Source organism: Streptomyces sp. NH27 (assembly GCF_056859195.1).
In genome coordinates, this window is sequence record NZ_JACEGK010000228.1 from 1 (window position 1) to 11916 (window position 11916).

The window sequence follows — 11916 nt, forward strand, 5'->3', positions numbered from 1 at the left end:
TCGGGTGCGGCCGGCCCCGAGGGAGTCCCACCATGCACGACCACCACCACACCACCGCGCCCTCGCTGGAGGGCAGCGTCGTCCTGGACATCGGCGAGCGGACCGGCGCCGTGATCATCCACACCGGCCCCGAGCACGACGGCCTGGAGATCGAGGTCAGCCCGGTCGCGGAGCCCGCCCGGCGCACCCATGCCGCGGTGCGCCCCCGCCACCTGCCGGATCGGACCCTGCACTGCCTGGTCATCGCGCCGCTGGAGGCCGGCGAGTACACCGTCTGGAGGAACGCCGACACCCCGCACGGCACGGTCACGGTCACCGGCGGTGCGGTCGGCGAGTACCGCTGGCACTGAGGAAGGCCGGTGCCCACCGCGTACGGCTGGCACTGGCGTACGCCGACGGCGCTCCGCTTCGGGGTGCCGCCGACCGCGCCCGGCCGTGATAGGGATGCAGTTCGCCCTGACCGAAAAACCAGGAGTGTCCCGGTATGACTACTACTACCACGCGGGCCGCGCTGCCCGGCCAATCGGGTCCCGGGCAATCGGGCCCTGGACAACCGGGCCCTGGACAACCGGGGTTCGGGCGACCGGGGCCGGAGCTCTCCGGCCGCGAACGACCCGGGTCCGCCGGCCGCGGCGGGGTCGAGGAACGCGAACTCAGCGCCGACGGCTTCCGTTTCGTCTCCCGGGTCGCCTGGTGCGAGGACCCGGGCACCGAGCCGTTCCTGATCCTCGGCGGCTCGTCCCAGGACCGGCTGTCCTGGACCCGGCACGAGCGCGCGCTGCGCCCGCTGGGCCATGTGATCACCGTGGACCTGCCCGGATACGGCGGCGCCGCCTTCCTGCCCGCCCGGCACGGCATCGACTTCCTCGCCGACGCGGTGCTCGGCACCCTCGACGACCTCGGCGTCCCCCGGGCGAACCTGCTGGGCGCCTGCTTCGGCGGCGCGATCGGCCTGCGCTTCGCCCAGCGCCACCCCGAGCGGGTACGGCGGCTGATGCTCGTCGGCATGACCAGGGACCTGCCGCAGGACTACACCGACCGCGTGCCGCGCTGGATGAAGATGCTCGCCGAGGGACGCAGCGACGACATCGCCCGCGAGTTGGTGGACCGCTTCATGTCCCCGCCCGGCACCGGGACCGTGCAGCGGTACGCCGCCGTGTCCCGGTTGCTGTACCGGCAGTTCGCCGGGCGCAGCGCCGAGGAGGTACGGATGGACGTGGAGCACAACCACCGCCTGATGTCCCACGACTGGTACGTGCCTCGGCCGGTGCCCCGCGTGCCCGCGCTCGTGCTGACCGGTGAGCACGACACGCTGACGCCGCCCGCCATGGGCCTGGCCGCCGCGCGCTGCCTGGAGGGTGCCTGGTTCACCACCGTCAAGGAGGCCGACCATCTCCTGCCGGTGGAGCGCAGCGACGAACTCGGCGACCTGATCGTACGGTTCTGCACCGATCGCGCGATCGACCCGCTGCCGTACTGCCACCCGGCGACGTACGTCCCCGCGGCGGGTCAGGAACCGCCCGGGATCGGGGCGCCGTTGGGCAGGCCGGCCGCCACATAGGCGTCGTAGCGCCGTTGCCAGGCGGGCGGCGGACCGCTGGGCCGCGGCTCCGTGGGCCGTTGTGCGGCTTGTCGCGTCGCCGCTGCACCGGCTCCTTCGTCGGCCGCCGCACCGGCCGTTGCGTCGGCCGCGCGGGCGTCGAGGGCGGCCAGGCACAGGTCCCAGCCGGCCGCGTTGCGCGCCGCCGTCTCCGGACTCTCCAGGAGGTCGGTGAGGGTGAGGCGGGTGCGGGCGCCGTCCAGCCGGGTCAGTTCGAACCTCAACTCGTCGCCGCCCCAGGTGAAGGCGAACAGGTGCGGCGGGTCCACCGCCGTGACCTCTCCGGTCAGCACCATGTCCGGCATGTTGGGGTCGCCGGCGAAGGTGATCTCGCCGCCCACCGCCAGATCGACGGTGATCTCGGGGAACGGGAACCAGTGCGCCAGTTCGGCGGGTTCGCTCACCAGCGCCCACACCCGGTCGATCGGGTGGGCGTAGACCCGCTCGAAGCGGACCGCGGGCCGTCCGCCGTCCAGTTCGAGGTAGCTGCCGGGGTCGATGACGGTCATGGCTGCTTCCTGCCTCTCGGTTGCGTCGGCGGTGCCGGTCGAGCCGGTCGAGCCGGCGGGGGCGGCGGTACGGGACCGGCCGGCTCCGCGGAGCCGGCGCGGGCCTCGTCCAGACGGCGGCCGAGCGCGTCGAGGCTCCGGTTCCACAGCCGCCGGTACGGCGCCAGCCACGCGTCCAACTCGGCCATCGGCGCGGGCTCCAGGGCGTACACCCGGCGTTGGGCGTCGACCTGCACGCGGACCAGCCCGGCCTCGCGCAGCACCCGCAGGTGCTTGGACATGCTGGGCTGGCTCAACCCGCACCGCTCGGCCAGTTCGCCGACCGGCTGCGGGCCGGTCAGCAGCCGGCCGAGTATCGCCCGCCGGTTCTCGTCGGCGAGCGCGCCCCACACCGCGGTGTCCATGAGACCTAATATGCCTCATCTGGAATATAACCGTCAAGGCATACGCAGGCCCGGGCGGGGCGCCCGGCCGGCCCGGCGGGGTGTTACGGCGCTGTGCAGTTTCCGGTGTCGGTGCTGCCGTTCTTGCCGGGTGTGACCGCGGTGGCGGTCAAGGGGGTCCCCTTCTTGGGCAGTTGGCCCTTGGGCACCTTGAGCACGTGGCCGTGTCCGGACCAGTGCCGCCCGGTCAGCGGGTCGACCAGGGTGACGGTGGTGGCGGTCGTGGGGCCGAACACCATCAGCCCGTCCGCGCCGGTGATGCAGCCTGCGGAGGACACGGGGGCGTAGTAGACGGAATTGTCGTAGTTCGAGCCGAGGTCGGTGTAGACCGACGCCTTGTCGATGCCGACCTCCAGCAGTCCACCGCGGGAGGCCCCGCTGTAGTTGCCGCCGGAGGGATAGGAGACCTCCTGCTGGACCACCGCCACCTCACCGTCGGGGACGGTGGTGCCATGCCATTCCTGGGTCCACCTGACCTCCGAGGCGGGCGGATCATCCTCGTCCATGCCGGACGTCCCGCACAGCAGGGCGCCGGCCATCCGGCGGATGTACGGCTGGTCGAACGGCGCCGACCGGCCGAGTCCGGGCAGGTCGGCGTTCGACGGCGCGTACTTGACGCTGACCGCGTACGGCCAGCCCGGGTCGTAGACGAAGGTGACCTTGCGGGGCGCGCCCAACGAGGTGTCGTCGGCCTGGATCAGCGCCCCGACCCCGCAGTCGCTGTGCGCGTCGACGATGTGATGGTCTCCGAAGGCGGTCGACTTGTAGGTGAACTGGGGGACGGGGGCGCTGAGTCCGTCGGTGACCTTCAGCGGCCGCCAGCCGACGTCCTTGCCGTCGAAGCCCTCGACCTGGACGTGGGTCAGCCACGGAGGTATGGCCAGCGGGAAGGGCCCGCCCGACCGGCGGTCCCAGTTGAGCGCGAGCGGTGGGCTGAACATGGGGGTGTCGTCCCAGGGTACGGGCGCGCGGTAGACGATCTTCTCCGACCCCGCTCCGGGGCCGCTCTCGTACTGCAGCAGTTCGCCGCTGGTCGACACCAGGGTCACGTGGGGCAGGTGCGGCACCGTGCCGGAGAACATGATCTCGCCGCTCGGGTGGTGGTCGTCGTAGAAGACTGGGGTCTGGGAATCGGGCTTGTAGTTGGGGTAGTTGACCCAGGAGTGCGGGCCGAAGCCGTTGGAGAGCATGATCTCCATGGCCGCGTGCCCCGGGTCCCGGTCGTTCGGCCGGTTGCCGAGCGTCGGCCAGGAGGGCACGCGTCCGTCATGGGTCGGTGTGGCGGTCACCGTGACCGGCTCCGAGGCCGACACCTGCGGTGTGTAGGTGTGGTCCGGCGGCGCGGCGAACCATCCGCCGGTGAACGCCCCGGCCACCACGGCCGCCACCGCCACCCCACCGGTCCAGCGCGGGTGCCGCCGCCACCAGTTGGGGCCGGACCCGGGGTCCTCCGGGCCGGGACCTTGCCCGCCCGGGTTCTCCGCGCCCGGGTTCTCCGCGCCCGGGTTCTCCGAATCGGGGCCCGCCGCACCGCGATCCCCGGAGCCGGAACCCCCTGGGTCGGGTTCCCCGGAGCCGGAACTCCCCGCGGTGGAACCGTCGGACCCGGCGTCGCCGGACCCGTCAGGCGCCCCATCCGGAATTCGAGACTCCGGTTCTCCGACTGTCTTCACGGCCTTGTCCACCGCTGTCTCCGCAGCCTTGTCCGCTGACTCTTCCATCCGCTTCGTCTCCCCCACGATCGCGCGCCACCGCGCTCTCCGACGATGAGGGACAGCGGGAGAGCGCTTGGTGGTTCCCTTCGCCGCCAAGTCTCCACCGGAGCCCCCGCCGCCGCATCGTCATCACCGACGCGGGTTCTGGTGTCCATATTGGTACGTGTCGCTTTTTGGACAAGCGTACCCGTCGAAGGACGAAATCCCAGGTCGTGACGGGTTGGAGACGTGCGTCCCAGGCGTAGTCGACGAAACGCGGCTAGGCATCGCACGGCTTGTTCGGATATCAATTCACCACGGCACTTCGCGGCGTGACTCCCCGCCTCCCGAAGTCGCCCAGGCGCCTTGGGCGCCGCCGGCCGTGGCTTCCCCGTATTGCTGCGGCCGGGCGTCGCCGAGGGCACAACCGGTCTGCTCGCCCGGTTGCCAGGGGGGGGAGCCCTCGGCGGACGTGACGGGGGGTCGACCGGCCCAACGGCCTCCCGCGTCGCTCGTTCCCGCGCGTCCGCCGCGCGGGAACGAGCGGTCAAGACGCGGTCGGCCAGGACAACCGGCGCAGCCGCCCAGGACAGTCGGCTCAGCCCACGGGAACGCCGGCGCAGCCGCGCAGGACAGTCGGCTCAGCCCACGGGAACGCCGACCCCGCTCCGGCTCGGCGGCAGCACTCGTGCCAACTCCTTGTCCTGCCCGAGCTTCAGACCCGCCTCGAAGCGGCTGCCGGCGTGCAGCCGGTCCATCAGCTTCGCCACCGCCCGCTGCACGGTGCGGCGGTGCACGCCCATCTTGCGGGCGATCTGGTCGTCGCTCAGGCCGGTGGCCATCAGCCGGATCACCACCCGCTCCTGCGGGGTGAAGACCGACGCGCCGGAGCCGGAGGAGACCGTGTGCTCCAGCGGGACGGCGCGCAGCCAGTAGTCCTCGAAGATCACCTGGAGCGGCCACACCAGTTTGGTGCTGCGGACCAGCAGCATCGGCGAACCACCGGGGTGATCGGGATTCGCCGGCAGGCAGGCCACCTCCCGGTCCTGGAGCAGGATGTCGAACGGCGCGTGGTCGAGCAGCCGGACGGTCACGCCGAGGTCGGACAACCGCTCCAGGTAGCGGACGTGCTTCGACGACTGGAGAACGGCCGCCGGGTATATCGCGCGGAGCCGCACGCCCCGCTTGAGCATCTGGGCGTCCTGTTCCATGGACATCTCCAGCACCTCCATCGGAGGCATGGGGCCCGGGTGCAACGAGTCGGCGCTGGTCTGGGCAATGGCGTTCATCGCGGCGACCATCCGCACCTTGGCCCGGGGGTCCGTGATGGACTCGATCTCCACCTTGTTCGACACGCGCTCGACGGCGGGCCGGTAGACGTAGAGGAGGGCCTGGGTGGCCCGGTACAAGGACTCGGCCCGGCTCGCGTGGTCCTCGGCGGCCCGGTGGTACGTGTCCATGGCGCACACCAGCGCGGTGTCGGGCTCCACCGCCTCCAACTGGCCGTCGGGGCGCCCGTGGACCAGGCCGAGTTCGGTCAGCCGCGCCAGTGCCGCGGAGGTCTGCTCCTGGTCGAGGGCGGTCGCGCCGCCTATCCGGCTCGGCTGCGCGCTGCCCAGTTGGCGCAGCACTTCGTACACCGCCAGCGCATGGTCCTCGTCATCCGGCATCCGCCGGCCCTCCCCGCGTCAGAGGTCGAACTCCGCGGGGTTGAGGCCCACCGCGAAGCACGCCTCGCGTACCACTCCCTGCTCGGACTTGTCGAACACACCGTCCGCGCCGCCGATGACGATACCGATCTGGATGACCGCTCGTGCCTCGGTGGGCTTCTTCTGCACCTTGGCGATCTCCTGGAGGACGGCGACCTTGCCGAAGTCGAAGTCCGCGGCCAGCCGGTTGAGGTAGTCGTCGAAACGGCGCTGGAGGTCGGCTGCCGGGAAGTTCTGCAGGACCTCGTTGCTCCCGATGAGCGTGGCCACCCGCTGCCGCTCCTCGGGCGCGACGCTGCCGTCGGCCGCGGCCACCAGCGCGCAGATCGCCATGCTGGCGTCGCGGAAGGCGCCGCTCTTCAGGTCGTTCTTCTTCGCGTTGAGCTGGGTCTGCATGCCCTGGGCGGATTCCTTGAAGCGGTCCCACAGTGCCATGGCGTCTCTCCTGAGCGTGTGTCGGTACGGGGCCGCGCTGCGGTCGTACGGTTCGTCGTCGTTCCTTACCGAGAACTCATCGGAAGCGTAAAGGAGTTCCCAAGTACGGCAGGTCGATCGGGCGGCCGATCGGCCCGATCGGGTCGATCGGGCCGGCGCACGGCCGAACCGCGCCGCGGCGCCGGCGTGTTCGCTGTGGGCGAACGCGCGGACGGCTCCCGCCGCACCGGCAGTGCCGGGCCGGGGAGCCGTCCGCGGGTCCGCCGAACCGCCGAGCGCGGTCGGCGGCTGAGTGTGGTCGGACGCTGAACGGTCAGCGGCCGAGCACTCGGCGGCCCGGGCACTCGGAAGTCGAGCACTCAGAGGTTGACGCCGAAGTCGCTGGCGATGCCCGCCAGGCCGGAGGCGTAACCCTGGCCGATGGCGCGGAACTTCCACTCCGCACCGTTGCGGTACAGCTCGCCGAAGACCATGGCGGTCTCGGTGGCGGCGTCCTCGCTCAGGTCGTAGCGCGCGATCTCGGCGCCGCCGGCCTGGTTGAGGACGCGGATGTAGGCGTTGCGGACCTGGCCGAAGTTCTGGCTGCGGGTCTCGGCGTCGTAGATCGAGACCGGGAAGACGACCTTGTCGACGTCGGCCGGCAGCGCGGCGAGGTTGACGTTGATCGACTCGTCGTCGCCCGCGCCCTCACCCGTGACGTTGTCACCGGTGTGCACGATGGTCTGGTCGGGGCTCTGCTTGTTGTTGAAGAAGATGAAGAAGCCGTCCGAGTGGACCTTGCCGGTCGCGTTCACGGCGATGGCGCTGGCGTCGAGGTCGAAGTCCGTGCCGGTGGTGGTCCGGACGTCCCAGCCGAGACCGACGGTGACGGCGGTCAGACCGGGCGCCTCCTTCGTCAGCGAGACGTTGCCGCCCTTGGTCAGGCTTACCGCCATGGGAAGTCCCCTTTGTGTGGTCGTAGGTGTTCCGGACGAAACTACCGTCACCCGTCTGAACGCGGAGCGGGGCTCATACGGTTCCGCTCCCGGCGGGAAATCCCCGTGACGCGGAGGGGCGGGGGCGGGATCATGGAGTCATGCCAGGGCCACTGATCATCCGCGGCTCGGTCTCCATCCCGGAGGCCGAGCTGATGTGGCGTTTCTCCCGCTCGTCCGGGCCCGGCGGCCAGCATGTGAACACCAGTGACAGCCAGGTCGAGTTGCGGTTCGACCTCGCGGCCACCGAGTCGCTGCCGCCGGTGTGGCAGGAGCGGGCGCTCGAGCGGCTGTCGGGACGCCTGGTGGGCGGGGTGCTCACCGTACGGGCGTCCGAGCACCGTTCGCAGTGGCGCAACCGCGAGACGGCCGCGGCCCGGATGGCCTCGATCCTCGCGCAGGCGACGGCCCCGCCGCCCAAGACCCGCCGCCCCACCCGCATCCCCCGGGGGATCAACGAGAAGCGGCTCCGCGAGAAGAAGCAGCGTGGTCAGACGAAGAAGGGCCGCGGCGGCGCCTGGGACTGAGGTGCCCCGCGATGACGATGCCGGGACCGACGGCGGCCGGGCCGAGCCGGGGTGCCCGGCAGTGACAGCGGCCGGGCCGGGCCGCGCCCGGTCAGGAGAGGTAGCGGTAGCGGCCGCGGAAGTAGGTGAGCGGGCCGCCCTCGGCGCTCGGGGTGCGGGCGGTCAGGACGCGGCCGATGACGAGCACGTGGTCGCCCGCGAGTACATGCTGCTCGGTCTCGCACTCGAGTATCGCCAGGGCGCCGCCGAGGATGGGGGCGCCGGACGCCTCGCCGCGGTAGTAGGACACGTCCTCGAACAGCAGCCGGTCACTGATCCGCCCGCGCATCGCGAACCGCCCGGCGATGTGCCGCTGGCTCTCGCTGAGCACGGACACCGCCCACCGGGGCTGCCGGTCGAGCAGTTCCTCCATCCGCGATCCGACCCGCACACTGATCAGCACCAGTGGCGGTTCGAGCGACACGGACATGAACGCGGTCGCGGTCATGCCGACGTCCTCGCCGCGCGGCCCGTCCTCGGGGTCGTACGCGGTCACGAGGACGACGCCCGCGGACAGGCGTGTCATGGCGGCGCGGAAGTCGTCGGTGCTGACGGTCTGACCCATGGTGGTCCCAGGATGCCGTCCAGGCGGAGTGTGAAGCACGTTTCCTTACGTTACGGGCCGGTAGAAGACGGTGGCATCGGGCTCCGGTCCCATCCCGCGCGGGTATCGGGACCTAGGACCGGTGCTCTACGGTCTGTACCCAACTGCCTACCCATGGGTGTGACTTGAGTCACAAGCAGGAGGAATTGTTGACCCTGTGTACCGACTGGACAGCTCGCTGTGATTCAGTGGCGTTGTAATTGGAAAACTGTGAATTACGACGCGGCCGCTACGGCGACCGGGGCATGGGAACCTCGCTGGAGTTGTCACCGGACCCGTGGGGAGGGCACAAGGGCATGGACACCGAGTCGGAGCCGTATGTCCGTCTCGCGACCCTGCGTCAGCTCCATCAGGTCGTGGCGGACCTCAACACCGCGCGCAGCCTCGCGGACGCGCTCCAGGCGGTCGCCGACGGAGTGGTCCGCGGCCTGGGGTACGAACTGGCCGCCGTGAACCTGGTCCGGCCCGACGGCGACCTCGTGGTGGCCGCGTTCGCCGGGAGCGCGGCGGGCGAGGCGCTGCTGTCCGGGCGGGTCGGCTCGCGCATCTCCTGGGACCGCCGGCTGGCCATGGGCGAGCAGTGGGGCGCCCTGCGCTTCATCCCGCACACCGAGGGCTGGGTGCTCATCGACGACGATGTGCCGCAGTGGCACACCGAGGGCCCGCTGCCGCGCTTCCCGGACGAGTGGCACCCCGGCGACCGCCTCTACGCGCCCATGTACGCCTCCCAGACGGTCGGCAGCGAGCTGATCGGGGTGATATCCGTCGACCGGCCCACCAGCGGACGCCACCCCGGTCCCTGGGGCTGTGAAGCCCTCCAGATGTACGCGTTCCAGTCCGGCATCGCGATCAGCAACGCCCGGCTGCGGGCGAACATGCAGCGCGCCCTGGTCCGGTTGGAGCGCGACCAGCAGGCACTGCGGGCCAGCGAGGAGAGCTTCCGGCAGGCGTTCGAGTACGCCCCCAGCGGCATGGCCATCGCCGAGATGGGCGGCGACCAGCACGGCAAGCTGCTGCGCGCCAACGATGCGCTCTGCCGCCTGCTGGGCCGCTCCGCGTCCGTCATGCGGCGCTACTCCTTCTCCGACCTGGTGCACCCCGAGGACGTCGGGCTGCTGCTGCGCACCTCCGCGGAGGGCGGCCGTGCCGAACTGCGGCTCGCACGGCGCGACGGCAGCTACGTATGGGTGAGCCTGCGCAACTCCGTGGTGGCCGACACCGCCGACGGGCCGCGCTTCCTGCTCACCCACGTCGAGGACATCGAGGAACGCAAGAGCCGCGAGCTCCAACTCGCCCACCGGGCCAGCCACGACTCGCTGACCGGGCTGCCCAACAGCGCGGAGCTGCGGTCCCGGCTGTCCGCCCGGTTGTGCTCGCACCCGCAGGAGCGCGGCCCCGCCGACGCCTCCGGGCTGCCCGTCGAGCCCGAGGGCGCCGACGGCTTCGCCTTCAGCTACGGCTACGGACCCGACGAACTGGCCGCGCCGCTCTCCTTCGACTCCCACGTCCACACGGTCGCGCCCGACGAGGGTGAGGAGGAAGACGCCGGCAAGGGGCTCGCCGTGCTCTTCTGCGACCTCGACGGCTTCAAGTCCATCAACGACCGGTTCGGGCACCACACCGGTGACGCCGTCCTCATCGAGGTCGCCCGCCGCCTCACCGGGGCCGTCCGTGACGGTGACACCGTTGCCAGGCTCGGCGGCGACGAGTTCGTCGTCCTCGCCGACGGACTCGCCCCCGCGGACGCGACCGACCTCACGGTGCGGCTGCGCAACGCGATCATCCCGCCCATCCGCGTGGACGGCCGCGCCGTCCGCGTCGGCGCCTCCTTCGGCATCGGCTGGGCCGGCTGCGGCATGACCGCCGAAGAAGTCCTCCACTCCGCCGACCAACGTATGTACGTCGAAAAGCGCTCCCGCTCCACCTCCCGCCCCAACCACCGCCGAGCGGGCTGACACCCGCGGCGACCCTGCCCGCGGGGCCGCCCTGGGGATGGCCGACCGGACCGAAGGTCCACCTTGCGGAGTAGCGCGGATCGCTCTGGGGGTTGACCCCGTGACGGGTCGCCGTGCCTACGCTGGGTTATGTGCAGCGCGTCTACGACTTCTTCCGCCGACACCCGACGTGGGTCGACAGCTTCTGGGCCGTCATCCTGCTGGTGTCGTGCGCGCTGTGGATCGTCGCGGACGGCAGCCTGTCGAGGCCGACGCGCCTCGTGGCGATCCCCTTGTCGTTCGCGCTGGCCGCCGTCGTCGCGCTGCGCCGCAGGGCCCCGGAGCGGCTGCTGCTGCTCGCCGTGGCCGTCGGCCTGCTGCAACTCGCCTTGAACGTGCAGGCCAATCCGGGCAACGTCGCGTTCCTGGTGATCATCTACACCTGCGCGTCGAACGGCGCGCGCTGGTCCTCCCGGCTCGCCCTGATCGGCGGCTTGGCCGCGGCCCCGCTGTCGATGCTCCGCTGGCCGCCGCACACCGCGTACTCGACGATCTGGACCACGCTGCTCCAGACCTTCTTCCTGACCGTGATCTTCGCGCTGTCCTGGGTGGTCGGCGACCGCCTGCGCACCCGGCGGGCGTACTACGCCGAGCTGGAGGAGCGGGCCGCCCGGCTGCACCGGGAGCGCGAGGCCCAGTCGAAGGCCGCGGTGGCCGCCGAGCGGGCCCGTATCGCCCGGGAGCTGCACGACGTGGTGGCGCACAACGTGTCGGTGATGGTCGTGCAGGCCGACGGTGCCGCGTACGTGCTGGACGCCGCGCCGGACCAGGCCAAGCAGGCGCTCTCCACGATCTCGACCACCGGACGGCAGGCGCTCGCCGAGATGCGGCGGCTGCTCGGGCTGTTGCGCGCCGGGGACGACGCGGGCGGCGAGTACGTCCCGCAGCCCGGCGTCGACCAGCTCGCCGACCTCATCGACCAGGTGCGCGGCGCCGGGCTGCCGGTGCGTTTCGAGGTGGCCGGGCAGGCCCGCCCGCTGTCCAGCGGCGTCGAGCTGACCGCGTACCGCATCGTGCAGGAGGCGCTGACCAACGTGCGCAAGCACGGCGGCGACGGGGCCAGTGCCAGCGTGCTGCTCGGCTTCGGCGATGCCGCGCTCGACCTGCTCATCGAGGACGACGGCCGGGGCGCGCGGCGCGAGCTGTACGCGCAGGGCGGCCGGGACGGCATGGGCCAGGGGCTGATCGGTATGCGGGAGCGCATCGGCATGGTCGGCGGCACCCTCACCGCGGGGCCGCGCCCGGGCGGCGGTTTCCGGATCAGTGCGGTGCTGCCGCTGCGCGGCACCGGATGACGCTCCCGGCCCTGAACCGGCGGCCCTCGAACGCGCGGCCCTGGAACGCACGGCCCCCGAACCCGCTGCGCCGCGCCGACAACACCCCGACCG

12 protein-coding genes are annotated in these 11916 nt (G+C 71.7%); 5 read left to right on the top strand and 7 right to left on the bottom strand.

Features of this window, described 5'->3' with window-relative positions; genetic code table 11:
- Positions 1–32: 32 nt before the first annotated feature.
- Complete coding sequence (locus AC13HU_RS19500) at positions 33–350, top strand: hypothetical protein (RefSeq protein ID WP_483043185.1); 318 nt, start codon at positions 33–35, stop codon at positions 348–350.
- A gap of 134 nt (positions 351–484) precedes the next feature.
- The gene (locus AC13HU_RS19505) at positions 485–1561 is read left to right on the top strand and encodes an alpha/beta fold hydrolase (protein ID WP_483043186.1); all 1077 of its coding nucleotides are present in this window, start codon (positions 485–487) and stop codon (positions 1559–1561) included.
- Here AC13HU_RS19505 and AC13HU_RS19510 read toward each other — a convergent pair.
- The 6 genes from AC13HU_RS19510 to AC13HU_RS19535 all read right to left on the bottom strand — a co-directional run bounded on the left by AC13HU_RS19510 (position 1510) and on the right by AC13HU_RS19535 (position 7325).
- Positions 1510–2109: an SRPBCC family protein gene (locus AC13HU_RS19510; RefSeq protein ID WP_483043187.1), complete on the bottom strand. Its 600-nt coding sequence runs from the start codon at positions 2107–2109 to the stop codon at positions 1510–1512. The genes AC13HU_RS19505 and AC13HU_RS19510 overlap by 52 nt on opposite strands.
- On the bottom strand, positions 2106–2513 hold the full coding sequence (locus AC13HU_RS19515; protein ID WP_483043188.1) for an ArsR/SmtB family transcription factor: 408 nt from the start codon (positions 2511–2513) through the stop codon (positions 2106–2108). Before AC13HU_RS19515 ends, AC13HU_RS19510 begins: the two co-directional genes overlap by 4 nt.
- An 83-nt stretch (positions 2514–2596) precedes the next feature.
- Positions 2597–4273, bottom strand: coding sequence for a hypothetical protein (locus AC13HU_RS19520; RefSeq protein WP_483043189.1), 1677 nt, complete (start codon positions 4271–4273; stop codon positions 2597–2599).
- A gap of 614 nt (positions 4274–4887) precedes the next feature.
- Positions 4888–5916 (bottom strand): helix-turn-helix transcriptional regulator, encoded by a 1029-nt coding sequence (locus AC13HU_RS19525; protein ID WP_483043190.1) that lies wholly within the window; start codon positions 5914–5916, stop codon positions 4888–4890.
- 18 nt (positions 5917–5934) lie between these two features.
- On the bottom strand, positions 5935–6390 hold the full coding sequence (locus AC13HU_RS19530) for a tellurite resistance TerB family protein (protein ID WP_483043191.1): 456 nt from the start codon (positions 6388–6390) through the stop codon (positions 5935–5937).
- Positions 6391–6749: 359 nt separating this feature from the next.
- Positions 6750–7325 (bottom strand): TerD family protein, encoded by a 576-nt coding sequence (locus AC13HU_RS19535; protein WP_483043192.1) that lies wholly within the window; start codon positions 7323–7325, stop codon positions 6750–6752.
- Positions 7326–7465: 140 nt separating this feature from the next.
- Between AC13HU_RS19535 and arfB the strand changes: the two genes are divergently transcribed.
- Complete coding sequence (arfB, locus tag AC13HU_RS19540; RefSeq protein WP_483043193.1) at positions 7466–7891, top strand: alternative ribosome rescue aminoacyl-tRNA hydrolase ArfB; 426 nt, start codon at positions 7466–7468, stop codon at positions 7889–7891.
- A gap of 91 nt (positions 7892–7982) precedes the next feature.
- Here the strand turns inward: arfB and AC13HU_RS19545 are convergent, their stop codons facing one another.
- Entirely contained in the window at positions 7983–8495 is a 513-nt protein-coding gene (locus tag AC13HU_RS19545) for a flavin reductase family protein (RefSeq protein ID WP_483043194.1), read from the bottom strand.
- A gap of 335 nt (positions 8496–8830) precedes the next feature.
- On the opposite strand from AC13HU_RS19545, the gene cdgB reads away from it, so the two are divergent.
- Both cdgB and AC13HU_RS19555 read left to right on the top strand, forming a co-directional pair.
- The gene (cdgB, locus tag AC13HU_RS19550) at positions 8831–10489 is read left to right on the top strand and encodes a diguanylate cyclase CdgB (RefSeq protein ID WP_483043196.1); all 1659 of its coding nucleotides are present in this window, start codon (positions 8831–8833) and stop codon (positions 10487–10489) included.
- A 131-nt stretch (positions 10490–10620) separates the two neighbouring features.
- A complete protein-coding gene (locus tag AC13HU_RS19555) occupies positions 10621–11823 on the top strand; it encodes a sensor histidine kinase (protein ID WP_483043195.1) in 1203 nt (400 codons plus the stop codon).
- The last annotated feature ends 93 nt before the right edge of the window (positions 11824–11916 follow it).